Genomic DNA, 24356 nt, shown 5'->3' with positions numbered 1-24356 from the left:
CGTCGTCAGGTTGCGGCAGGTGCCAGGGTAGGACCCCGGCAGGGAATGCGGGGCGCTGACGGCTTCGGCGATGTCGCGGCGGGAGCAGAAACACTCGTACAGCAGGCCTGCGTTGCGCAATGACTCAATGGCATCCTGGTACAGAGCTAGCCGCTCACTTTGGCGGACTGGCGTGCCATCCCAGTCGATTCCGACGGCGGCAAGCTCGGTGAGCTGGGCGTTTCCGGCTCCGGAACGGGTCCGGTCCAGGTCTTCGATCCGCAGCAGGAACGCCCGTGAGGTGCTGCGCGCAAACAACCAGGCAAAGATGGCAGTGCGGAGATTCCCCAGATGCAGTTCCCCCGATGGGCTGGGGGCAAAGCGGCCGGCGCCGGGGTTGTTCATCGGTGCTCCTGCAGCGTCAGGGGATGAGAAGACCCCCCATGCACCTGTCAGAGCCCGCTTACCCTTGCTACCTTCCGGTCCTGGGGGAGTTCACAGGGTGACACCGCATGAGGGGCCGGGAAATAGTCTACAGGAATCCGGGGGTCGGGTTCGAACCGGGTAAAGTGCCGATCGAGGCACCGAAATGTCCGGCAAATACTGGCCTGCGGGCCGTGCGGACATCGCCGCTGACAGGGCAGCGGCGATGTCCGGTTAGCGGCGATTCGTTAGATCGTTGCCCGTTGGGTATTCTGGTATCTGCTCCAAACTAGGAGGATTCGCCTAGCGGCCTATGGCGCACGCCTGGAACGCGTGTTGGGTTAACGCCCTCGGGGGTTCAAATCCCCCATCCTCCGCACACTGGAAAGCGGTTCTGGCAAGGCATTGTGCCGGTCAGAACCGCTTTTTCTTTTGGCGATCCTGGTTCCGCAATACTTCCCACTCACTGTGACTGTTCACTGGGAAAGCGCACCCGATTCAGCAGCCGTGCCCTTTGCGGGAGGTCATATCCCCGGCCGGGGTGGGTTGGCTTCCGCTGCTGTTCCCTTCAGCCGCGCGAGCCTACGTTTGGCAGCTGCCTCACTCGGGCCCTCAGGGCCCAGGCCGAGGCGGACGATGAACATGACCACGCGGGTCGCCGTGCGTACCGGCAGCGGGATAGGCCCCAGCGACGGAACGCGGAGCCCGAGCAGCTCCCGGTGCCGCGGCTCAAGGGTTGCCACGGCACCCGCAAACAGCACCTGATAGCCGAAGCGCTGTGACACCGGCAGCGGTGGCCGCTTGATATAGCGGAGCGCTTCGGTGACCTGCGGTCCGCACACCAGTTCATCGTCGAACGCTGCCAATTGGGCGGCGAGCTGTGCCGCTGACTCCGGCGGATCTGTTACCCCCATGAGCCGGCCGGCCTGCGCCCATTCCGCTACGTAGCTGTCAGCGCCGCCGGGGATCGCGGACCCGTAGGCCAGGTGGGAGGCGCGGAAGGCGTCGGTGAACGCCAGATGCACCCAGCGCAACAGGTCGGGCGAGGCTGCCGAGTAAGCCTGGGTGACGCCCTTGCTATCGACATACGTTCCGGTGACCCGCTGATGCAGCCGCTGCACCCAGGCCGATCCACCCTTGGCCGCCTCCGCGGATCCGTACGTCACGGTGAAGATCCACTGGATGGTGCCGGCCAAACGGCCTAGCGGATCCTCACGGTACCGGGAGAAGTCATGCACACCCGCCATGGCTCCCGGATGCAGGGCCTGCAGGAGGAGGGCGCGGATGCCTCCCACCAGGGGAGTCATGGAGCTGTGCACCGCCCAGGCAGCTGACGACGGCGGGAAGTACCCGACGTCGTCGCCCTCGTCCAGTTTCTCAGCCCAGGACGGAGGGGCCTCCGCGTTAGCCGTAAAGGTCTTGCGGAGCTGCGTTCGCCAGGTATTAATCAGTGAGGCCACTCACTCATTATTGCTCAGGCCCATCCACTGGCTGCTACCGTACGAATGAAAAGCAGTCGCCTATTGGGAGTAACCATGTCACGAACGAATTTGCATTCCATCCCTCTGACCATGAACGACGGCACAGAGGCGTCGTTCGGGGACTTCTCGGGCAAGACGGTGATGGTGGTGAATGTTGCGTCGAAGTGCGGCTACACCCCCCAGTACGGCGGCCTGGAGAACCTGTACAAAAAGTATCGGGATCAGGGATTCGTGGTTGTCGGTGTGCCCTGCAACCAGTTCATGAGCCAGGAGCCAGGCGCCGATGAGGACATTCAGGCCTTCTGCTCGACCACTTACGACGTCACCTTCCCGCTGACCAAAAAAGCTGACGTGCGCGGCAAGAATCAGCACCCGCTGTACTCGGAGTTGACCAAGTTCAAGAACGGGATGCTGCCGGGACTGGTGAAGTGGAACTTCGAGAAGTTCCTGGTGAACGATCAGGGCTCGGTGGTGGCGCGTTTCGCCCCTACCGTCGAGCCCGAATCAGACGAGGTAGTTGCGGCTATCGAAAGTGCAATTGCTAGCCGGGCGGCTTAGCTTCTCCACTGTGGAGGTTGGGCCGGGAAGTGTTTTTCGCTAGCCGTCGTTCAAGTTCGTCAAGGATGACTCCGAGCCCGTAGTCGAACTCAGCGGCGAACGAGTAATTGCCACCGGCGGTGAGTTCGTCAACTAGTTCAGCGAGGTATGGATACTCATCGGGTGGTGGCGCAATGGTGGCCGCGAAGTCCGCGGCACCGGAGGACGCTTCGAAAGGTAGGTTCTGCTCTGTCAGGACGAACCCGTAGACGTAGGCGTCGATGACTGAGAACGCTTGCGACGCCAGGACTACCGGGAAACCCCCGCGTCGCAGGCATCCAACGACCGCATTGTGGTGGCGCATCAGCGCTGGACCGGGGTTCGCCCGTGACTCGATCAGCGCCAGCGCCCACGGATGACTTGAGAGGATATCCCGCGCGGACGCCGCCCGCAGCAGCATTCCCGGTCGCCACGAAGATTCCTGAACGGGTAGTTCGATCCGAGTAAAGATCCAGTCTGCCAGCCCGTCGAGCAGCGCTTCCTTGTTGGCGATGTGGTGATAGATCGACATCGCCTCGACGCCGAGTTCACTGCCAACGTTGCGCATGCTGACCGCGGCGAGCCCACCGCGATCGGCAACCGCCACCGCAGCCTCGATGACGCGCTGCCCGCTGAGCGGGGCCCGTTCGGCCATTTCAATCCCCTCTTGCATTCTTACACCTGTAAGCCTACTATTCCAGAAACAGCTTACACATGTAAGGGGATGTCATGCGAGTCGTGCTTGTAAACCACTACGGACCACCAGAAAATGCCGTCGTGTCAGAGGCGCCGATGCCCGAGGCGCGTGCAGGGGAGGTGGTGGTCCGCGTGGAGGCCGCCGCGGTGACGGCTGGCGATGCACGTATCCGCGCCGGACGATTCCCGAAAGGGTTCGGCGTGCTCGCTCGCGCAGCTATCGGTGTCAGTGGTCCAAGGGCCCGTGTCCTGGGTGCAGCGTTTTCGGGCAAGGTGGAGCACATCGCCGCTGATGTCACCCAGTTCTCCCCCGGCGACGAGGTGGTGGGGATGACCGGTGCGCGTCTGGGGGCGCATGCTGAGTACGTTAGAGCCCGGGCCGCGACGCTGGTGCGCAAGCCCGCGGAGGTGCCCCACACGGATGCTGCGGGCATACTCTTCGGCGGCACAACGGCCCTGCACTTCCTCAGCGATCGAGCCCACGTGACAGCGGGAAATACGGTGCTCGTCAACGGCGCGTCGGGAGCAGTCGGGTCCGCCGCAGTGCAGCTCGCCAAGCACTTCGGCGCCACTGTGACTGCGGTCACGAGCGAGCGCAATGCGGACCTTGCGGTTCGCCTGGGCGCGGACCGGGTTATCGACTATGCGAAAACGCCGGTTGCGATGCTTGAGGACCGCTTCGACATCGTCTTCGACGCGGTGGGTAACGTCTCCCGCGACGATGGCTTGCGGTTACTCGTTCCGGGGGGATCGCTCATTCTGGCGGTTGCGAGCCTGATCGATACCATCCGCGCGAGGGGCCAGGTGTTCGCGGGCCCGGCTCCGGAGCGGCGCGAGCACTTCGCCCTCCTCCTGAACCTTGTGGCCGGTGGACAGCTCGACCCGTTAACGGAGGTCCTCTCCGGGCTTGAGTCAGTGCAGGAAGCGCATCGACTGATTGACACTGGCCGGAAGATTGGGAACCTCGTGGTCCTGCCGCACGCGGGACATGACGCCGCACCGTGACCATCGAGTGAGCGTGAATCGCGCCTGCCGGCGGCCGGATCGACGCTGATGCTCAGCTACTCGCCAGTGATCTGCCCGATGTGACTGCCCGGCGTCAGCGACAGCACGCAGCGCGCCAGAAAGGCCGCCCCGGCGTCGTCGTTGGTCAGGTCGTCCTCGGTGTGAACTGGATACGGCGTCTCCGGGACCCCATCGGCGGGCCGCACATCGACGTGGGCGACGTCGTAACCGTGTTCGTGCAGGTAATCGGCCATCGCGTAGTCGGTGCGTGAATCCCCAACAGTCCGCCAGCGTGAGGGAATGCGAGCGTCGAGGAGGCTCAGCGCCCGCTCGGCGCCGAGATCCTTGCCCAGACGGACCGACTCAATATCGGTGGAGATGATGGTCGGGTCAATCCGGTAGTCGATGTTGTCATCACTGTCCGGCGAGTGGTGGGCAAGCCGGCAGACTCCCATGTCATGGGAGCGCATCAGGGCCAGCGCGTCGGCGTCGAACCCCTCCTGCTCAGCAAGATAATCGGTGTTGTCCACGTCCACGTGCTGCTCCACAGAGACCATTGCGTGCTTGGTTTCATCGAAGAACATGTGTTCCGAGTACTTTTCCGCCACGAGGTCACGGATGCCGGCGCCGAACTCCTTCGGCAGCGCCAGCGATTGATCAATGTGCAGTTCGCCAGCCCCTGATCTGTCGAAGCTGAACCATACCCCGCCCTTTTCGCAGATAGCGTGGAACACCACCCCCTCCGGAATGCCTGCCGCCTGCATCGGCGTCATGACTTCGTCCCGGATGAACGTGTCGGACCTCCCGGTATTGAAGATGACGGGCCAGCCCGCGGCGGCAAGGGTCACTAAGTCGCCGATGATCTCCTGACGCACTGTCCGCGAGACGGGACTCGCGATCGGTCCATCGACATCCAGCAGGAGTCCGGTCAGCTCAGGGCGCGAATCGGTGTCAGGCATAGGTCACGTCTCCAAGATTTCTACAAGGTGTCGAAGTAACAATTTCTAGGGAGATGCTAAGTCTACAAATAAGAGCGGATGAGCCGATGACCACATTATTGGGGGAGGTTGTGCAGCCCACCGTTTGCACGGATATCAGGCCAGCGGACAAGCCTGGCCTGACACGCAGGGTATTCGGGGTGCTGATCGGTGTCACGGCAGCCGGCACAGTGAGCATGGGTGGCCTCGTGGCCGTTGGTTTGACCAGCGGTACTCTCACCACCGTGTCGGGAGTGAAAACTTCTTTTGGCAGCGTTCGCCTGAGCGAGGCCGAGCGCCAGCTAAGGTTCCCCCCGGCGAACGGGCCAGGCGGTATTGGTGACCTGATGAAGTCCGGTCCGGCCCACAGCGGTCATGGAACGGTGGGTGTAGGTAACTCGGGTCAACCGGCCAATAGCACCTGGGGAGAACATCTCGCACTTCGGCTCGAGGTTCGTAACCATACCGACCGTCCAGTGCTCTTTGCCCCGGGTCAACTGCGCTTGCAGATCGGGGCGGACGGACCCACAGTGACTAACAGGGACGCGGAAGCGGTAACGGGCCCATTGGCAGCGCAATCGACAAGCTATTTTTGGATCAACTTCCTGGTGCCCTCCGATGCGAAAAGACTCTTTGCTGAGTTCACCGATCCCTGGAGCCACGGCGAACCTCTGCCGCTTGAGATGCCTTCGGTGCTCAACCGGCCGGGCTGGTTGTCGAAATCATGACTGATATCGATAATGGGCCGCAGGATGTTGCGGAAGCTACCGATCTTGTGGCTGCGGCCGGGCAGCTGGGCCGGTGGGACTTCCTCAGGTATGGAGCCGCCGCGGGGGTGGGAGTGGCTGCACTGGTTCATCAGCAGCCACTCAAGCGCACCCAGGGCCGAGTGGTGGCATCGAGCCAGCCGATGGCTGTCAGTCCAATCCCAGGCGTACTGGACCTCTATATCAATGAGGGCTACCTGAAAATGGTTGACGGCTCGTTGATCTATCACCGTGGATTTGGGGACCGTCCAACGAATGTTGACGACTTCCGCCCTAGCCTTGCAATTGCCCCGAAGGTGTTCACCGCGAGCGGGCAACTGGTGGAGAGCCGGAGCTACCCATTGGGCGCCCCGCTGCCCCCGCACGGAACGCCGCAGCCCTACGGGCCGGACCCTGCCAACCCCGGGCAGTATTATATCCGCCGCAACTACTGGGCGAGCTATTTTCCGGAGCGCACCATTATTGCTGAAGTGGGGGGCAGGATCCGGATACGTGTTCACAACCGGCTGTCCAAGCCGCATCAGTTCACCCTGCACGGGGTCGGTCCCGGCAAGAGCGACGTGGGCACCGGCGTCATCGATCCAGCGGGAACCGCAATGCTGGAAATTGATGCGACCGCACCCGGGACGTACATCTACACCGACCCGACCAACAATCCGGTTGAGCGGGTATTGGGCCTCTTTGGGGTGCTGCTGGTTGTGCATCCGGACCATCAGTGGGCCGTCGGGGAGAACCTCGCTTCATTCGAGCGCCAGTGGCTATGGATCTGTCATGACGTTGACTCGGTCTGGGCCGGGATCGAGGCGTCCGGAGGAACCGTCGACCCACGTAGGACGAAGGCCGTCCCGCGGTACTTTTTGCTGAACGGACGCAGCGGATTCGAATCCCTCGGCATCACCACCAACGATCAGTTGAATCTGGCGCAAAAAGAACAGACGCTCATTTCCGGGTATCCGCGACAGCTGGACGTCCGTCAGTTCGGCGAGGGCACCGAGTTGGGAACGCTGCGCGGAGGGCAGCTTGTCCGAATGGTCAACCCTGGAATCGTGTTCCACCAGATGCACTTTCATGGAAACCACCTGTGGACCGTAGGACGCAACAATTACAATTGGCCGCGCAGTGACGGCTTCGTGGATCCCGAGGGTCACGTTGTGGTTCAGCAATGGGAGGACGTGGTTGAACTGGAACCCATGGACCGCAAGGACTGCATCATCCCCATCAAGCGGCCCCCGGATGCCGTCGACGCCGTCTGGGCCGCCCGAAAAACAGACTGGGAATACCCCATGCACTGTCACGCTGAGCCCTCGCAGACAGCTGCCGGAGGGTTGTATCCGGGTGGGCTGGTTGCTCACTGGACCCTGAAAGCACCGATCACAGGAGCGGCATTGTGAGCAACGGCAAGGTTCCCGCCAGCATGGAGCGGCGGTTCCCCTGGTCCAAGCGCACAGAAGCCGAGCGCAAGACCGCGAAGCCGAAGCCGACGCCCACCCCCACGCCGAAGCCGAAGTCGACGACTGCTAAGCCGACGCCCAAGCCGAGACGTTCTGCGACACCAACCCTGGTTCCAACGCCAACGCCAACGCCGACACTGGCGCCCATCCCCCTACCCGACCCTGATGACGACCACGCTGGAGTCCCGAACCACCGGTTTCGCAGCCAGGTGGACTTCAGTTCAGAACAGCTTGACCTTGATAACCCTGGAACGGAATTTCTGCAGACGCCGCAAACAGCTGTGGTCCTGGACTTCTTTTCCCGCGATCTTGCATTTGATGATGGCAAAAAAATCGAGATCTGGAGTTTCCAGACAGAGGCGTCCGGCCGGAGCCTGCCGGGGCCGACACTGCGCCCCAAGGAAGGCGAGATTTTTCATGCGACGTTTACTCCAGGTAAGGGCGCGCACACCATCCACTGGCACGGCATGGAACCCGATCCACGCAATGACGGAGTAGGGCACACTTCCTTTGAAATCGGGAATACCTATACCTACCAGTGGCAGGCCGAGCCAGGCAGGCCCGGTGATCCCAACTATGGGGCGGCGGGCACATACTTCTATCACTGCCATGTCAACACCGTCCTGCACGCACAGATGGGTATGTTTGGGGCACTGGTGGTGGACCCCGTAGTGCATCCCAGCTGTCCGGTGAGCCCAGGCGCGCGCAGAGCCTTCGTTGACGGACCCGAGTACGACATCGAGTCGGAAACCATCCTAGTTCCGTACTCGGTGGACCCGCGCTGGCATGAAATGAACCATGCGGCCGGGTTGTCCGGTGAGGATGTCGGTTTAAACCGGTTTGAGCCCAAGCACTTCTATCTGCTGGGCGGCCAGTTGTCCAACCGGGGTGACACGGACGACCGCGCGTGGAGTCTCTCATCCATCTCCGCCAACGTGGTGTCTGGGGCGCGCAAGCCAACGCTTCTGCGGATAGTGAACGCAAACTATCTACCAAACCGGATGTACTTCACCGATGCGGCGGGGCACCCTGCGCGGATTGCCGAGATCATTGCTCATGATGGGAGGCCCTTCAGAGACACGTCTATTCCGGGGGTGCCGGCTCCCACCTGCTCGGCGGCCGGCTATCCCCTGCTCACCAGTGTGCTGGCATTCGGCGCCGCAGAACGTTACGACGTGATGCTAATGCCTCGAGCTTCCGGCCGGTACGAACTGAGAGTCGAGTGGGAGGACTGGATTACTGGCGCGACACTGGCTGTACGGACGGTTCCGATCATTGTGACCTGATCCGTCGGCACGTAACCTTTAGGCCACTACATGCCGCTGGGCGTGGCTCATGTTTCATTGCCTGCTGATCTTCTCTAGTCTTTAGTGGTGATCTTCAAAGCCGTAAGCGCCGGACGCCCCTACCCCGACCATGGTTACGTGAGCCCCAAGGACTGGGCCGGCGTCGCGCCCCGGCAGGTCCGCCTCGACGAACTGGTGACCACCAAGACCACCCTTGACCTAGAGGCGCTGCTGGCTGAGGACTCCACCTTCTTCGGCGATCTGTTCCCGCACGTGGTCCAGTGGAACGAGACGCTTTACCTCGAAGACGGCCTTCACCGAGCCGTCCGGACCGCACTTCATCAGCGAACCATTTTGCACGCGCGCGTGCTGGTGATCGATGACTGACCAGCCCCCGCGCCGGCACCAGACCAAAAGGTCGAAGAAGAACCCCATTGAGTGGCACGGCCACCGGATTGTCACTGAAAACGACCTGGACAACGTGTTCGCCGATACCGGGGACGTTGAACGCCCCCACATCTACATGCGTCGACTCCGCCACGGGATAGTGCTGGTGGTCCTGGTCGCCCTTCTGGTGGCGGCGGTGTTCGTTGCAGTCGGCATCAACCGTGGGGACATCCGGATCGCTGCACTGGAGCCCGACCCCGAACCGACATATACCTGCCCTGCGGGTCCATTCGAAGTGCAGTCACCCTCGGCCGTCACCATCAACCTGTACAACAGCACCACTGTCTCCGGCCTGGCGGGCACCGTCGGCGAAAGCCTACGGGAGCGGGCCTTTGTGGTCGGTGAGATCGGCAACCGCACGGTGAACCGGGTCGGCATGACAGCTATCGTGGTGGCCGGTCCTAACGGTTACTCGAACGCGTTCACGGTGCAGCGCCAGATCCCCGGAACCACCTTCGTCGAGGACGAGCGCACTGACGCAACCGTCGACGTCGTCGTCGGTTCGGGGTATGGAGCTCTCATCGCAGAGGAAGAGCTGGACGCCACGCCGGCAGGGCTAGTCTGCGCCGACCCAACGGCAGAGTCCGCCGAGGCCGAGTCGACATCGAGTACGCCGTCATCGACACCGGCGGCCCCCTAGTTACAACCGTCTGGGCCGCACACTTCGCCGTCGGCCGACTGTGTACCCGAACCCGCGGGATTCACGAGAGTGAGCGGATTCGCTTCTTTCCATGCGGTGTCGAGCGCCTCGGCGAACAGCTCGGTGGGCTGCGCACCGGAGATACCGTACTTGCGGTCGATGACGAAAAACGGCACTCCGCTAATGCCAAGATTCTGGGCCTCGGCGATGTCGTGCCGCACGTCGTCGGCGAAGCGGTCAGTGCCAAGGGTGTCCCGCACATCCAGCTCCGGAAGACCAATCTCGCGGCCGAGGCTCACCAAAAATTCAGTATCAGAGGTGTCCTTGCCCTGTTCAAAGTGGGCGGACAAAATGGCTTCCTTGGCGGCGTCGCCGAGACCCTGTGATTTGGCCAGGTGCAGGAACCGGTGGGCGGTGAAGCTGTTGCCTACCACCACGTCCTCGAAGCGGAAGTCCAGTCCTTCGCCTGCAGCCGAAGCGGAGAGGCTGTCCCACATCTGGCGGATGCGATCTTCGGAGATACCCTTACGTTCGGCGAGGTACTGCTGCTCGGTGCCGTCATAGTGGTCCGGGAGATCCGGGTCCAGCTGGAAACTTTTCCAGGTCACTGTAACGTGGTCCCGGTGGTCGAAACCCGCAAGTGCCTTCTCGAACCGGCGCTTGCCGACGAAACACCATGGGCACTTGACGTCTGACCAAATCTCAATCTGCATATCCGGCATAACGCGCCGCCAGCGGTGGGGTATTCCCGCACCAACGGGACGCGCCCACAGAGGGTGTGCGGAAAAAGCGGTGGCTAGCTGCCTTAGCTGAACACTTTCTGCGGGCGCGTCCGGGCGTGGCAGGCTCAGGCGGGCTCAGGCCGGGGCCAGTTCCCTGCTCTCGTGAAGGTAGCGTGCATAGGCGGGGACGGTGAGGAAGGTGGGGAACTCCTCGCCCAGGGCCACCTCCTCGAAGATTGCACGGGCGTCAACGAACCGGTCTCCGTCGAAGCGCTCCATCCGCTCGAACTCCTCGTCCAGCAGTTCAGCGACCCAGCCGTGGGTGATCATCTCACCCTCGTCGGTGACCGCACCCGAATAGATCCACTGCCAGATCTGCGACCGCGAAATCTCAGCCGTGGCCGCGTCCTCCATCAGCGAGTTGATGGCAGCAGCACCGTTGCCGCGCAACCACGACTCGATGTACCTCACGCCCACCTCCAGATTGCCGCGCACCCCAGCTTCGGTGATAACCCCGGGGGTGCCAGCAATATTCAGGAGCGCCTTGTCATCGGGGACGACGTCGTCGCGCAGCTTGGTCAGCTGGTTTGGCTCCGTGCCGAGGACCCCGTCGAAGACCTCCATGGCCACCGGAACCAGGTCCGGGTGGGCTACCCACGAGCCATCGAAACCGTCATTGGCTTCGCGCGTCTTGTCTGCCCGCACTTTTTCGAGTGCGACGGCGTTGGCTGCCTCATCGCGGCGGTTCGGGATGTTGGCGGCCATGCCACCGATCGCGTGGGCACCGCGGCGATGACAGATCCGCACTAACTGCTCGGTATAGGAACGCATGAACGGGGCGGTCATGGTCACCATCGAACGGTCGGGGAGGACGAAGCGCGGACCGCGGGTCCTGAAGTTCTTGATCACCGAGAAGATGTAGTCCCACCGGCCCGCATTCAGGCCCGCGGCGTGTTCGCGCAGCTCGTAGAGGATCTCCTCCATCTCGAAAGCGGCAGTGATGGTTTCGATCAGTACCGTGGCGCGGATGGTGCCCTGCGGCAGGCCAAGGAGCTGCTGGGCCTGGACGAAGATGTCATTCCACAGCCGCGCCTCCAGGTGGTTCTCAATCTTCGGCAGGTAGAAGTAGGGACCCTTGCCCTGCGCAATGAGGGTGCGGGCGTTATGGAAGAAATACAGGCCGAAATCCACCAGTCCCCCGGCGATCGGGGTGTTGTTGATCAGCAGGTGCTTCTCTGGAAGGTGCCACCCGCGGGGCCGCACCACGATGGTCGGCCGGTCGGCACCAAGATGATACTCCTTGCCCTCTGGCGAGGTGAAATCAATCCGGTTCGCCAGGGCATCGCGCAGGTTGAGCTGGCCGTTGATGACGTTGGACCAGCTGGGAGTTGACGAGTCCTCCATGTCAGCGAGCCATACCTTGGCACCCGAGTTGAGTGCGTTTATGGTCATCTTCCGGTCCACCGGCCCGGTGATCTCTACCCGGCGGTCCTCCAATCCGGGAGCGACTGGCGCAACCCGCCACCCGGCGTCGTCCCTAATGTGTTTTGTCTCGGGGAGAAAACGTGGGTCAGTGCCGTTGGAGATCCTGGCGCGTGACTGCTGCCGCAGCTGCAGAAGTTCCTGCCGGCGACTGGCGGTGGACTGGTGCAGCCGGCGCAGGAACTCGAGGGCCTCGGGGGTGAGAATTTCGTCCTGGCGACGCACGGCCGGCGCCGTCAGGGTAACGCCGTTGAGAGTAATCAGGTTGTTCATGGTGTGCCTCCTGGAAAAATGGGTCCCCCTCTGGGATCGAGTCAACACATATGACCGATTCCGGGTCGAAAAATGGTCATTTGTGTCGACTCGATCCGGGGGTGGGACCGGGGTGGTACCGGGGGTGGGGAAGTGGTTTAGTGGAACTGTTGGGCCTCCGTGGACCCGGCCAGGGCAAGGGTGCTGCCATTCGGGTTGAGGGCTGTGGCAACCTGGTCGAAGTACCCGGTTCCCACCTCACGCTGGTGTTTGGTGGCGGTGTAGCCGCGGGACTCTGCAGCGAACTCGCGCTCCTGCAACTCGACGTAGGCGCTCATGCCGTCGCGGGCGTAGCCCTCGGCCAGATCGAACATCGAGTAGTTGAGCGCGTGGAAGCCAGCCAGCGTGATGAACTGGAAGGTGAAGCCCATGGCGCCGAGTTCCCGCTGGAACTTAGCGATGGTGGCATCATCCAGATGCTTCTTCCAGTTGAACGACGGCGAGCAGTTGTAGGCCAGCATCTGGTCCGGGTGCTCCGACTTGATACCCTCGGCGAACTTCCGTGCCAGGTCCAGATCGGGTGTCCCGGTTTCCATCCACAACAGGTCGGCGTACGGGGCATACGCCCGGCCCCTAGCGATGCAGGCCTCGAGCCCGTTGCGCACCGTGTAGAAGCCCTCGGGCGTGCGCTCGCCGGTGATGAACGGCTGGTCCCGCTCGTCAACGTCGGAGGTGATCAGCGTTGCCGCCTCAGCATCGGTCCGCGCCACCACCACTGAGGGTGCACCGGAGACGTCGGCCGCGAGCCGGGCAGCGTTGAGGGTGCGAATGTGCTGCTGCGTCGGGATGAGTACCTTCCCGCCAAGGTGTCCGCACTTCTTTTCTGAGGCGAGCTGATCTTCCCAGTGAACGCCAGCCGCGCCCGCCTGAATCATCGACTTCATCAGTTCGTACGCGTTGAGCGGGCCGCCGAAGCCGGCCTCGGCGTCGGCGATAATGGGTACCAGGTAGTCCTCGACCGTCTGAATGCCCTCGGCGAAGTCGATCTGGTCGGCGCGCAGCAGCGCGTTGTTGATGCGCCGCACCACCGTGGGCACCGAGTTGGCCGGGTAAAGGGACTGGTCGGGATAAGTGTGCCCCGAATTGTTGGCGTCGGCGGCGACCTGCCAGCCGGACAGATAAATAGCCTTCAGGCCTGCTTTGACCTGTTGTACCGCCTGGTTGCCGGTCAGTGCACCGAGCGAGTGAGTGTACTCGCCGGTCTGCGCCTGACTGGTCAGCTGAGTCCAGAGCTTCTCGGCGCCGCGCCTGGCCAGGGTGTGCTCCTCCTGGACCCGACCGCGGAGGCGCACGACGTCGGTAGCTGAGTAATCGCGTCGGACGTTCTCCCAGCGCGGGCTAGCTGCCCATTCGAGTTCCAGCGCCCGCTCTGCCGATCCCGCGGAGCCCTGGTTGCTACCAGTCGATGCTTCGTTTGCAGGTGGGGTGGTCTGGTCCTGTGTCATTGCATTCTCCTTTGAATTCCCTCAGCCTTGGCACGTCTGGCTTCGTAAATTCAATCTTTCTGGCATTTCAACGGGGTTACTAGTCGAAGATACTGGCAAGAAATGCAGTTCTTCGCATAAACTCAATAAATGACTACTCTTCCGACCAGTTCAACGTGGAACCGCCCCGGAGCGGGCGGGACCGCTGAGGTCACACCTACGGGTCTGGGGGATCTTGATGCGATCAGCCTGGGGCGACGGATCCGTCATCTCCGAAAGGCGAAGGGGATGACCCTTGACGATCTTGGTGCAGTGGTGGGAACCGTTGCGTCCCAGCTCTCGCTGATCGAGAACGGCAAGCGGGAACCCAAGCTCGGCATGCTCCAGGGCCTTGCCTCAGCGCTCGGGGTGGGAATAGACCAACTGCTGGGCTCTGAGCCGCCGAGCCGTAGGGCAGCCCTTGAGATCGAACTGGAAAGGGCCCAGCGTGGCCCGCTGTACGGGTCGCTCGGCTTGCCGAAGGTGCGCATTTCGTCGCGGCTGCCGATGGAGGTACTGGAATCGCTCGTTGGTCTCCAGGGGGAGCTCGAGCGCCGGCTTAACGAGCAGGTGGCCACCCCTGAAGAGGCACGCCGGGCCAACGCCGAGTTGCGGGGTGAGATGCGCCGCCAAAACAACTACTTTCCGGAGCTCGAGGCTGAGGCGCAGAAGGTGCTGGACTCCGTGGGGCACACCAGCGGTCCCATGTCGCAGCACCTGATCGCCGATATCGCCGCGCATCTGGGATTTACCCTGCACCATGTGGGAGACCTACCGCACTCCACCCGCTCAGTGACCGACCTGAAGAACCGGCGGATCTACCTGACCCAGTCCCAGCGGACTGACCACGATCCCCGCTCGGTCTTGCTGCAGGCCCTTGGGCACTACGTGTTGGATCATCAGACCCCCGAAAACTATCGCGAATTTCTCAGACAGCGTGTTGCCACCAACTACTTCGCTGCGGCTCTGTTGCTGCCGGAGAAGCCAGCGGTGGAATACCTGCAGCGGTCGAAGGCCGCCAAGGAGATCGCAGTGGAGGACATCCGCGACGCCTTTGCTGTCTCCTATGAGACTGCGGCGCACCGGTTCACCAATCTTGCTACCGAGCACCTTGGCATCCCGACCCACTTTCAGAAGACCCATGAGAGCGGAATCATCTACAAGGCCTACGAAAACGACGGCGTCACATTCCCGCAGGATCATACCGGCGCTATTGAGGGCCAGCCCTCCTGTAAACGGTGGACGTCGCGGGTGGTGTTTGAGGTGGCCGACAAGTTTCGCGCCTACAACCAGTACACGGATACGCCGAACGGTACCTACTGGTGCACGGCCAGGACCGAACGGTCAGCGAACGGCGAGTTCTCGCTGAGCATCGGGGTGCCGTACGCGCACGTGAAATGGTTCAGGGGCAGGGACACCACCATGCGGGAGAAGTCCTTCTGTCCTGATGAAGCGTGCTGCAGGCGGCCGCCGTCGTCGTTGGCTGAGAACTGGGCTGGTCATGCCTGGCCCAGCGCCCGGGCGCACTCGCACTTGCTGGCAGCGATGCCGCCCGGCGCCTTTCCCGGGGTGGACGAGACGGAGGTCTATACCTTCCTGGAAGCCCATTCGCGCTAACTGGTCAGTGGCTGTCAACACCTAGCTGGGAGTATCCATGGAAATTTCTACTGCAGACCTCTACGACGAACTCGGGGAGTCGGTTCAATCAGTCTCGACTCAGTTCCAAAATCTGGGCGGAAAGAAGATGTTCAGTGGACGCGTGAGGACAGTGAAGTGTTACCACGACAATGTGGTGCTGAAATCTGTTCTTTCCACCCCTGGCGACGGTGCAGTCCTCGTTGTAGACGGTGGAGGATCACTGGATCGTGCCCTGATGGGCGACATGATCGCGGAGATAGCCCTGACGAACAATTGGAGCGGCGTCATCATTTACGGTGCAATCCGTGACCGTGCAGTGCTCGCCACCCTCCCGCTGGGGGTTAAAGCTCTTGGCAGCAACCCCCGCAAGAGCGCCAAAGAGGGAGCCGGGGAGGTGGACGTCCCCGTCGCTATCGGCGGGATCATTTTCAGCCCAGGGGCGATGGTGCATGCCGATGAGGATGGAATTCTCGTGCTGGAGCAAGCACCGTAGCCTGGCAGCAAAAAGTGGTGGCCACCCGTTGCCGGGTGGCCACCACTTTTTAGTGTCTAGCTGTTGCTAACCGTGGTTACGGGTTGCAACCGCCGTTGTTTTCATTGTAACCATCGAGACGCTGGATGAATGCTGCCATGGCGTCACGGGCCACCGGCTGAAGGCGCTTGTACTCGCCGTCCGGGAAGCCTTGGGTGATTTCATTCTCGGCCATCCAGGAGATTTCCCGGTGGAACTGATCATTCACCGGAACATCCGGGAACGGTGCTACCTGAGGTGCATCGTAATCCGCTGCGTCGCCGATGTTGCAGTACTCGCCGGCGAAGCGGTTCATGAAGGCAGCCATGGCGTCACGGTTGACGGGAGCCAGCGGGCGGTAGGTGACGACGCCGTTGCCCTCCTCGTAGCCGGTCGACAGGCCGGTCTCAGCCATCCACGACATCTCCTTATAGAACTTAGTGCCGGGTTTGATGTCATCGAATGGAGACACTGCTGGCTCTGCGTAGGCAGGTTCGCCCGCCAGGCGGTAGAGGAACGCCGCCATGGCATCGCGGTTGATCGATGCCAGTGGCCGGTAGGTGCCGTCCGGGTAGCCGGTGGTCAGGCCCTGATCGGCCAGCCAGTTGATTGCCTCTTCATGCAAGTTGCCCGCAACATCCGGGAATCGAAGCTGGTCAACCTGGAGGTCGACGATCTCATCCTTCAGGCCAGTTGCGTTGTGGTGGTGAATGAAGAACGCGCGGGCGTCGGTGACGCCTTCCTGGCGGTTTACGCCGATGGTCGCACCCTCAGCTGCAATGAACGCTGCATCAGGGGTATCGCCCTCGAACCACAGCTCGGGCTCGGTGACGTTGAAGTCGATCCAGTCAGTCTCATCAACCGGGCCTGATTCGCCATCTTCGTTCACGTTGAACGGGCTTGCCGTTGAGACGCGGTACTGGATCGGAGCTGAAGCGCTCAGATCAAGTCCCAGCTCGGTGACAGGAACCGGCAGAGTGATGACGTTGGTATCGAAGGTGTTCGTGTCCAGGCTGCCGTCAGCACCGTTGGCGAAGTACAGGTTCTCGCCCTGGCCGAGTGAGCCATCTTCAAGGATCGGCGCAACCTCGAACACGATCATGTCCAGGTCCGGAAGACGCAGTGTGAGGACGGCCATGTCGGTTTCGCTATCCCCATCGACATCCAGTTCAACCGCAACCTGATTGTTGCCGGCCAGCTGCGACCAGTTCTGCCAGGTGCTGATGCCCAGGTTCAGGACAGCGGGCGCTTGTACAGGATCTGCGTCCGGATCGCCCTCAGGGTTGCCACCGGCGGCCAGAACCGCAGGAACCGTTGAAGCGGCTCCAACCGAACGGAGGTCGAGAGAGTACAGGGATTCGAGCGGACGCTCGTCGGCCCGGGGGCTTTCGGCGCCGAGTACCAGCGGGGAAACGATTGACGCATAGGTCGAATCTTCTCCACCCTGCAGCAGCCCACGGCCCTCGAGCGTTACTGAGCTCTCAAGGGTTGAGGCGTTCTCGAACATGATCTTCGCGCCAGCCGAAATCTCCGAGGTTGGCTTCGGTGCCGAGTAGACAGGAACACGAAGTGTGTTCACTTCGCTGGCGAACTGCACGCGGCCTGACACGTCAGCAAGGTACTGCCGGGCAACGCCGAACTGAAGTTCCTCGGCCGCCGGATCGATGGTCTTTGCCAGGGCGGCGGGGTCATCGATGGTCATGACGACATCGACAGTCGCAGTGCCATTGGCCGGAACATCAAACGCGTTGGTCAGCGTAGCCGGAGCGAGTTCCTGCGGGACTACTGCAATCTCGACGCCCGGCATGGTTGACGCTTCCAGGTAGGAGGCGCTGTAGCGAATCACATTGTCTGACTTGTTCTCAACGGTGATCTGCTTGGTCATGGTCATGGCCTCGGTGCCCAGTTCCAGAACGCCGAAGTTCACCGAGGTGAGCGATGGCTGTTCTGTGGCGTAAGCGAGAACGGGGGTGTCGAGTGCCAGAACGGCGTCCACGCGCCCGGAACCCACACGGTTCGGAGCGTATTCGACTCCATCAGCGGTGACCAGGTCAGCGATGGCCGTGTTCATGATCATGGATTTGATCTCGTACGGGTTGTAGTTCGTCTCAGCGTAGAGCAGCGCGGCGATGCCAGCCACATGAGGGGCAGCCATCGAGGTACCGCTCTTCACCGATGCGCCGGTTCCCGTTCCAACCTGGACTGAACCAGTTGAGACGCCCGGTGCCGCAACGTCGGGCTTGACTACCCCGTTGGAGCCGTGAAGCCCACGGGAGGAGAAGGACGCCAGTGTGTCAAGTGCTTCCGAGCTTGCGCCAGCAGTTGCCTGATATGCGGAGTCGAGGCGAATCTCTAGGGTTCCAGCTGCTGCAGCTGGTTCCAGCTGCTCAGAGAATTCAGCGTTGAACTGAATGCCGGGGATTCCCTTAGGGCTGATCGGTTTCACTGGGGCCGGGTTGCCGGCAATACCTCCGTCAAAGACGGAATCCGTCGAATCGAGGACCACACCTGCTCCGCCGGCCGCTTCGACGTTGTTGAATCGGACGGTCGAGCCGCAGGGGAGGGGAGCATCACCATTTTCCCACTGCAGCCAAACCCATTCGCCGTCAAAGGATCCTGCCGGGAAGGCGTTGCAACCGAAGGCGTTCGCTGGGTCAGCCTTGACCACTGTGCCCGTGAGTTCTTCCTCAGTGGCGGCGGAATAGTCATAGTTGGCACTGTACTGGCCAGCGGCTTGTCCTGCCACGTCGGACGGCGCAAGAACATCCGCGCGGTCCAGAGTGACCTGCGAGCCGACGCTCGCGGCAACTGTCAGAGCTGATTCGGAGCTGCCGGGGGAGCCGCCGATGTCGTAGACATCGCCGTCGTTACCGGAGGACACAACCGACAGGACACCCTGCGCGGTGAGTGCGTTAACGATGTCGTTTTCGGGGTCGTCATAGGCTGGGAAGGAGGAACCCAGTGACATGTTGACAACCTGAGCGCGGTCGTCGAAGTTTCCGTCGCCGTTGGGGTCGAGTACGAAGTCGAGGGCTGATCCAACTACCGAACTGGAACCGGTGCAGCCGAAGACCCGAAGGGCAACCAGCTGGGCTTCGGGAGCCGAACCGGGACCGATCCGCATCGCATTGACGCCAGCGGCGTCGAGGGTGCCGTAGTCGCCTTCGAAGGTGGCGCCGTCGTCGTTGACGCCGTAGCCAGCAGCGGTGCCAGCGACGTGGGAGCCGTGGCTCTGGCAGTCGAGGGGGTTGAGGTCTGGCTTGGGAATGTCATTGTCCGGGTCGCCAGCGTCGTAGTCGTCACCCACCAGGTCGTAGCCGCCAACATATTTGGCTGCGTCAAAGAGAGCGGGGTCAGGAACCAGGTCCGCCTGTGCCTGCTCGAATGCTTCGATGGTTCCCGGGCCGCCAAATCCCGAGTGGGTGTAATCGAGACCGGTATCGAGCACCGCGATGGTGACTCCCTCGCCGGTCTGGTCCCGTGCCGTCCAGGCGTCAAGCGCGCGGGTATCGATGTCGGCGCCCTTGTTGGTAGCGGTCTTCGGTACGATCCCGGTGATCTTTACGACGTCGGGCCGGGCAGCAAGTGCCTTGATTGCCTCTGCGTCACCCTGGATGGCCACACCGGGGATGGTATTGGTGGTGGTGTAGAGCTGGGAAGCTGAAGCCTCGGCCGCAACCTCGTCAGCCTGCGCCTGGATACCTGACCTGATGTTCAGGACGTCGCTGGTCCGATCGACCGGTGACTGGATGCCGCTGCGAACCTCAGCTGACTGGGTCTGTTCGAAGGCGCCCTTGCCTGCGAACTGGATGTAGGCCGCCGTTGGACCGGTACGGTCCGTTAGGTCCCTGCTGACTTTGAGGTCAGGTACTGCCTGGAGCTCAATTCCCTCAGCCGTTGGTTCACCGGATGACGGTGATTCAATGGCCGAAGCAGGCGCCCACATGCTGGAAGCCAGAACAAGGCCGGTTAGCGATGCCAACACAGCCTTCCCCGTATTCCGGTGGTATGACTTGCTCATACTTCTCCTTAGTGAGGCTCGGTCATGGCCACCCGCTGAGACCTTCGATTAGCTCCCCGCAAGTACTGCTGACACGGCCGTGACAGATGAGAGTGACATTCCTGGTGTGAACAAGTTGCGTCAGCAGTAGTTGATGCGTCGACGTCGGCTACCCAACCGCCTGCACCGTACCCACTTTTCTGTGTGGTGAGTCACAAGTCAACCGCTACCACACAAAAAACTTAGTTAAGTTAGGCAATCTCCTGATAATTTGCTGAGAATGGTGGGCCGAGGTGGAATCGGTGACTATTGGTTGGGCCTTATCGGTGCAGAACCCTGTCCTTCAGCCGGCGGTAACGACGCCTCAGCAGGGACACAAGGCTGGCATCGGTGACGGCTTCCTCCAGCAGCTGCACCCGGTCGGAGAGCTGGCGGTTAGCATCAAGGATCTGGCGCAAAAGGTCGTCCGAATAGGCGTGCCGATCGTGCAGCAGGTCATATTCTCGCTGCTGATAGGCAGTCTGGTAAAGGAGTGCCCCCAATCCAGCCTGGCCAACGTGATCCCTGAGATGGTTCTCGCGCACCTGTTTGTCCAGGCGTTTATGCTCGGCGTCCCCAATGATCACGCTGTTTCCCAGGTCTCCGGTAGCTTCCGTCCGCTGGTTCCAGTACGCCAGCGGTTCCTCGCCAAGAAAGCCCAGTGTGTGCCGCTGGAGCAGGCGGAGCTGAAATTCCCAGTCGCCGACAACCGAGAGGGATTCGTCATAGTAGCCGATCTGCTCGTGAACCGATCGGCGATAAAGTATCGAAATGGGGACACAGCGGTTGTGGCGGAGGGTGTCGAAAAGGGTCACTGCCTGCAATTCGGGCTGGAAAATCTCCCTGCTGACCTCCTCGATTCTTCCGCTGGTGATCCGCTCGAAGACCAACTCGGTCCGGACTGCCACGCCGGCGTCGTCGTGCTGCGCCAGGTGGGCGAGAGTGCGCTCGAGAAAGGCTGGGTGCCACTCGTCATCGTCGTCGTGAATGGCGATGAATTCGGAATCCGACGCGCGGATGCCGGCGTTGGAGGCGGCCTCCATCCCGAGGGATGTGTCGTGGTGGATGACCTGGATCCGGTCGCCCAACTGTGAACGGTAGCGGTCCACTACCGGGTCCACTTCATCGCGATTGCCGCCGTCATTGACGACGACGAGGGTCCACCCCGTCACCGTCTGGCCGAGGACATCCCGCAGTGCACGGTCCAACAGCAGTGAGCGGTTCCGGGACCGCATGATGATGGCGACTGGTGGTGGGGGAGCGGTAGTCACTGACAGTCCTTAGATGGCTTTGCGCGGTCGCAGCCGCGTTCTTAGTGAGGCGAGTTTGCGGACCAGCCTGAAACTGGAGGAGTCGAACCAGCCTTGCAGCTCAGCCCTCGAAGCTGCTGCTTCGCCCTCGAAATGTTCCCGGGCTTTCCGAAGGTCAGCGAGTTCAGCTGACATCGGGAGGAATACAACGCGGGCGGAGGCCGCCGCCGCGGCCCACATACCCTCCGGAGCGAGCTGCTGGTGGGAGGCTGGAGTACCGGCTGTCACCCGCTTGCCCTGAAGGGCGTTGACGACGAGGTCCCACCAGGCGGCTGATTCACTGACCTTTCGGGGGCGGAGGGCCCGCACATGATCGCCGATGGTCTCGCGGCGCTGCCAGGCTTCCCCGATAGCCAGCCGTGCCGTGCCGTCCAGCAGGGATGGTAGCGGGAGAGCGAAGTCCGCGAGCCCCCAATTGGCGAGCGCTCCCCGTAGCCGGACATCGCTGTACTCATCGAGTGACAGCGCCACTGTCGGGACGCCACCGTCGAGCGCAAAAACCACTGGATGGTAGCGGGAGGTCACCACCAACGCAGCCCTCGAGGTCAGGGCCGCTGTGTCCCGCGCCGAAGCGATCGGCCGCGCATCGACCGGTGACGTCATCGCAGCAGCTATCTCCGCATGCATGGCCTCGTCGACGCCGCCTTCGCCCTCGACTGCCATGTGGGGCAGGAGCAGGACGGGCAGTCCGGTGAGTTCGCCGGCGGCATCGAGGGCCGCTGCGACCGCAGTGATGAATTGGTCACGGGGGCAGGCGCCGGTGTTGCCAGCGAAAGTACCGACGATGTAGGAGCCCGGTGGAGGCGAGTCGTCCTGCCGATCCAGGCCGCGGCCAGCGGCGGGAACTGAGGTGTTGGTTTCTCTGCCGGTGCCGGCGGCGAGGAACGAGGCATCATCGAGGCACGGAACCACTGTGGAGCCAGCCAACTCCCTGCCGAGTGCGAGCGAACTGTTCTCCCGCGCTCCTGCCAACGCGGCGAGGGAGAGCATCCGTGACGCGACGCCGCGGTCCGCGCCGTACAGCAGGGGGCCGAAGGTCTGGCCAGAGATAACCACCCGCTTGCCGAGGTGCCGGGCGATCTCGACGACCGCTGCGCGTTCGTACAGGAGCCAGCCGTAGACCGAGTTCATATTGCCGCCCCCAGCGATCAGCACTGCCTCGCACCCGCCGATCGTCTCGATGAGGCGGTGCACCTGGTCCTCCTCCACCAGCCCGTGTGGCTGCCCGGCAAGCAACGAACGTATGTCGGACAGATACTGCTGATACTCGGCATACGGCCAGGGGAATTCGATGGTCGGGACGGCATCGGCCCCGAACCGGTGAACGGTGTCAGCCACGTTGCGGCTGAGCAACACGACGTCAGTGATGCCGCGCGCAGCGAGCTCGTCCACCGCTGCGTGCGTCATCGCGTCATCGCCGACGTGGTAGACGCGCTGCCCAATATCGCCGAGAATCGCTACCCTCATGCTGAGGTACCGGAGGCGCCGCCCTGCCACACGGCGTCGAACGGTGCTGCTGAGGACACCCGGTTGCGAATTGCCTCGGTCACGAATGCTTTGGCGGTGCGTGCTGCCTCCAGGGCAGTGGCGCCCTTGGCGAGTTCGGCGGTGATGGCGGCGGCCAGGGTGCACCCGGCCCCGCTGACGGCCACCTCGCCGACCTTCGGTGCAGACAGCAACTCGAGTGTTGTGCCGTCGAAGTAGACGTCGACGGCGTTCTGGCCCTCCAACCGGATGCCACCCTTAGCGACGACGATGGCGCCGCTGATCTGATGGATCCGCTTGGCGGCCTCCTGGAGGTCTTCGATACTGCTGATCGACATGCCGGAGAGCGACTCTGCCTCAAAGTGATTGGGAGTGACTACGGTGGCCAACTGAAGGATCTGCGCCTTCAACGCCTGATCCGTGTCGAGTGCAGCTCCGGGCTCCTGGCCTTTGCAGATCAACACCGGGTCAAGCACGATGTTCCGCCACTGCTGGCTTTTCAGCGCCGTTGCCACAGTGTCGATGGTTGCTGGAGTTCCGAGCATGCCGATCTTGACTGTCTCCAGCGGGTAGCACGTCTGGATGGCCTCCAACTGATCGGCGATGACCTGAGGTTCGACCGGCACGAAGCGATGGTTCCAGCTGTCCTTCGGGTCGAAGGACACAATGCACGTCAGGGCCGCAATACCGTAGACCCCTAGCTCCTGGAAGGTCCTGAGGTCCGCTTGGGCGCCTGCGCCACCGGTAGCTTCGGATCCGGCGATGGTGAGGGTCACTGCGGGGGCGGGATTAGTTAGGGACATTTCTCTAGTGTGCCCATTTTCGGTCGGTGCGGCCAGTTCGGGACGCCCCGACGGGGCATGGCAGAATTGAACTGCCCGGGGGCAGCCGGGCATCAGTGCTAATACAGCGGGCGCACACGTGTCCGCGAACCACTTCGATGAATGAGAAGACGTTGACTCAACTGCAGGAAAAAGCCCGCGCAAAATTTGCCGCCTCCGGGAGTACATACTTTGCGATCATGCTCGCGACCCTCGCCGTCGTCGTGCTCCTCTCCAACATCGGTGCTTCCAAGGGAGTGGCGATCGGACCGATCGCCGGCGATTTCAGTATCATCACTGACGGCGGTTTCTTCCTCTTTCCCATTGCCTACATCCTGGGTGATGTGATCAGTGAGGTCTACGGCTTCAAAGCGGCGCGGTTGGCCATTGCGGTCACCTTCCTGCTATCGGCGTTCGCGTCGCTCTGCTACCTGATTATCATCGCGCTGCCAGGCTTCGAAGACGATTTCGGCACGGTGAAGCAGGCCGCCCTTGAAGGAGCGCTTGGACCGGTCCCGCTTATTGTTCTGGCCTCCTTATTGGCCTTCGCCGTGGGACAGACCCTCAACTCATGGGTTCTGGTCCGGATGAAGACCCGTCTAGGCGAGCGCGGCCTGGTGGGTCGACTACTCGGGTCTACAGTGGTCGGCGAGTTCGCCGACACCCTGATCTTCTGCGCCATCGCCGCATCGGTTATCGGCATCACCACCTTCGGGGGATTCCTGAATTATCTGCTCTTCGGATTCCTGTACAAAACCCTGATCGAGGTCCTCTTTGTGCCACTGACCGCAGTGGTGATCGGGTGGATCAAGAAGCGCGAACCGAGCTATGCAGCGTCCTAGCGT

21 protein-coding genes, 1 tRNA gene and 1 other RNA gene are annotated in these 24356 nt (G+C 62.2%); 11 read left to right on the top strand and 12 right to left on the bottom strand.

What is annotated here, in order from left to right; translation table 11 throughout:
• Both Y703_RS17700 and ffs read right to left on the bottom strand, forming a co-directional pair.
• On the bottom strand, window positions 1-384 hold a 384-nt coding region (locus Y703_RS17700; protein ID WP_035763739.1), incomplete at its 3' end, for a glutamate--tRNA ligase family protein.
• A 24-nt stretch (window positions 385-408) separates the two neighbouring features.
• Window positions 409-504, bottom strand: an RNA gene (gene ffs, locus Y703_RS21345) — signal recognition particle sRNA small type.
• 190 nt (window positions 505-694) lie between these two features.
• On the opposite strand from ffs, the gene Y703_RS0103580 reads away from it, so the two are divergent.
• Window positions 695-779 (top strand) — tRNA-Ser (locus Y703_RS0103580).
• A gap of 147 nt (window positions 780-926) precedes the next feature.
• On the opposite strand, the gene Y703_RS0103575 is transcribed toward Y703_RS0103580, so the two are convergent.
• Window positions 927-1862: an oxygenase MpaB family protein gene (locus Y703_RS0103575; RefSeq protein WP_026551619.1), complete on the bottom strand. Its 936-nt coding sequence runs from the start codon at window positions 1860-1862 to the stop codon at window positions 927-929.
• Between the two features lie 75 nt (window positions 1863-1937).
• On the opposite strand from Y703_RS0103575, the gene Y703_RS0103570 reads away from it, so the two are divergent.
• Window positions 1938-2441, top strand: coding sequence for a glutathione peroxidase (locus Y703_RS0103570; RefSeq protein WP_026551618.1), 504 nt, complete (start codon window positions 1938-1940; stop codon window positions 2439-2441).
• Here Y703_RS0103570 and Y703_RS17695 read toward each other — a convergent pair.
• Window positions 2425-3132 carry a TetR/AcrR family transcriptional regulator gene (locus Y703_RS17695; RefSeq protein WP_253907923.1) on the bottom strand — a complete coding sequence of 236 codons (708 nt, stop codon included), beginning with the start codon at window positions 3130-3132 and terminating at the stop codon, window positions 2425-2427. The genes Y703_RS0103570 and Y703_RS17695 overlap by 17 nt on opposite strands.
• 56 nt (window positions 3133-3188) lie before the next feature.
• Here Y703_RS17695 and Y703_RS0103560 point away from each other — a divergent pair, with 56 nt between their 5' ends.
• The gene (locus tag Y703_RS0103560) at window positions 3189-4160 is read left to right on the top strand and encodes an NAD(P)-dependent alcohol dehydrogenase (protein WP_026551617.1); all 972 of its coding nucleotides are present in this window, start codon (window positions 3189-3191) and stop codon (window positions 4158-4160) included.
• 56 nt (window positions 4161-4216) lie between these two features.
• Here the strand turns inward: Y703_RS0103560 and Y703_RS17690 are convergent, their stop codons facing one another.
• A complete protein-coding gene (locus tag Y703_RS17690; RefSeq protein WP_051427269.1) occupies window positions 4217-5119 on the bottom strand; it encodes a Cof-type HAD-IIB family hydrolase in 903 nt (300 codons plus the stop codon).
• Between the two features lie 86 nt (window positions 5120-5205).
• On the opposite strand from Y703_RS17690, the gene Y703_RS17685 reads away from it, so the two are divergent.
• From Y703_RS17685 to Y703_RS17670, 5 genes are all read left to right on the top strand, one after another.
• A complete protein-coding gene (locus Y703_RS17685) occupies window positions 5206-5865 on the top strand; it encodes a hypothetical protein (RefSeq protein ID WP_253907922.1) in 660 nt (219 codons plus the stop codon).
• Complete coding sequence (locus Y703_RS17680; RefSeq protein ID WP_035763698.1) at window positions 5862-7295, top strand: multicopper oxidase domain-containing protein; 1434 nt, start codon at window positions 5862-5864, stop codon at window positions 7293-7295. The genes Y703_RS17685 and Y703_RS17680 overlap by 4 nt, the downstream gene beginning before the upstream one ends.
• Window positions 7292-8641, top strand: a complete 1350-nt coding sequence (locus Y703_RS0103535; RefSeq protein ID WP_253907921.1) for a multicopper oxidase domain-containing protein — start codon at window positions 7292-7294, stop codon at window positions 8639-8641. Before Y703_RS17680 ends, Y703_RS0103535 begins: the two co-directional genes overlap by 4 nt.
• An 87-nt stretch (window positions 8642-8728) precedes the next feature.
• Window positions 8729-9028, top strand: coding sequence for a type II toxin-antitoxin system VapB family antitoxin (locus tag Y703_RS0103530; protein ID WP_026551614.1), 300 nt, complete (start codon window positions 8729-8731; stop codon window positions 9026-9028).
• A complete protein-coding gene (locus Y703_RS17670) occupies window positions 9021-9728 on the top strand; it encodes a LytR C-terminal domain-containing protein (RefSeq protein WP_051427268.1) in 708 nt (235 codons plus the stop codon). The genes Y703_RS0103530 and Y703_RS17670 overlap by 8 nt, the downstream gene beginning before the upstream one ends.
• Here the strand turns inward: Y703_RS17670 and Y703_RS0103520 are convergent.
• The 3 genes from Y703_RS0103520 to aceA form a co-directional block, all read right to left on the bottom strand.
• Window positions 9725-10441, bottom strand: a complete 717-nt coding sequence (locus Y703_RS0103520; protein ID WP_026551613.1) for a DsbA family oxidoreductase — start codon at window positions 10439-10441, stop codon at window positions 9725-9727. The two genes, Y703_RS17670 and Y703_RS0103520, sit on opposite strands and share 4 nt — an antisense overlap.
• A gap of 144 nt (window positions 10442-10585) precedes the next feature.
• The gene (gene aceB / locus Y703_RS0103515; RefSeq protein ID WP_026551612.1) at window positions 10586-12205 is read right to left on the bottom strand and encodes a malate synthase A; all 1620 of its coding nucleotides are present in this window, start codon (window positions 12203-12205) and stop codon (window positions 10586-10588) included.
• 137 nt (window positions 12206-12342) lie between these two features.
• Window positions 12343-13689 (bottom strand): isocitrate lyase, encoded by a 1347-nt coding sequence (aceA, locus tag Y703_RS0103510; protein WP_026551611.1) that lies wholly within the window; start codon window positions 13687-13689, stop codon window positions 12343-12345.
• 129 nt (window positions 13690-13818) lie between these two features.
• On the opposite strand from aceA, the gene Y703_RS0103505 reads away from it, so the two are divergent.
• Both Y703_RS0103505 and rraA read left to right on the top strand, forming a co-directional pair.
• Window positions 13819-15324 (top strand): helix-turn-helix domain-containing protein, encoded by a 1506-nt coding sequence (locus tag Y703_RS0103505; RefSeq protein ID WP_026551610.1) that lies wholly within the window; start codon window positions 13819-13821, stop codon window positions 15322-15324.
• 37 nt (window positions 15325-15361) lie between these two features.
• Complete coding sequence (gene rraA, locus Y703_RS0103500; protein ID WP_026551609.1) at window positions 15362-15838, top strand: ribonuclease E activity regulator RraA; 477 nt, start codon at window positions 15362-15364, stop codon at window positions 15836-15838.
• A 76-nt stretch (window positions 15839-15914) separates the two neighbouring features.
• Here rraA and Y703_RS17665 read toward each other — a convergent pair whose 3' ends face one another.
• From Y703_RS17665 to thiD, 4 genes are all read right to left on the bottom strand, one after another.
• Window positions 15915-19877, bottom strand: a complete 3963-nt coding sequence (locus tag Y703_RS17665; RefSeq protein ID WP_051427267.1) for a S8 family serine peptidase — start codon at window positions 19875-19877, stop codon at window positions 15915-15917.
• Between the two features lie 299 nt (window positions 19878-20176).
• Window positions 20177-21166, bottom strand: coding sequence for a glycosyltransferase family 2 protein (locus Y703_RS17660; RefSeq protein ID WP_051427266.1), 990 nt, complete (start codon window positions 21164-21166; stop codon window positions 20177-20179).
• 9 nt (window positions 21167-21175) lie between these two features.
• Window positions 21176-22672, bottom strand: coding sequence for a polysaccharide pyruvyl transferase family protein (locus Y703_RS17655; protein WP_051427265.1), 1497 nt, complete (start codon window positions 22670-22672; stop codon window positions 21176-21178).
• Window positions 22669-23493: a bifunctional hydroxymethylpyrimidine kinase/phosphomethylpyrimidine kinase gene (thiD, locus tag Y703_RS0103480; protein WP_026551608.1), complete on the bottom strand. Its 825-nt coding sequence runs from the start codon at window positions 23491-23493 to the stop codon at window positions 22669-22671. The genes Y703_RS17655 and thiD overlap by 4 nt, the downstream gene beginning before the upstream one ends.
• Before the next feature lie 137 nt (window positions 23494-23630).
• On the opposite strand from thiD, the gene Y703_RS0103475 reads away from it, so the two are divergent.
• Entirely contained in the window at window positions 23631-24353 is a 723-nt protein-coding gene (locus Y703_RS0103475) for a queuosine precursor transporter (RefSeq protein ID WP_051427264.1), read from the top strand.
• Window positions 24354-24356 lie beyond the last annotated feature (3 nt).

Source organism: Arthrobacter sp. H20, assembly GCF_000520515.1.
Taxonomy (GTDB): Bacteria; Actinomycetota; Actinomycetes; order Actinomycetales; family Micrococcaceae; genus Arthrobacter_D.
This window is presented reverse-complemented; position numbering and strand designations above follow the sequence as displayed.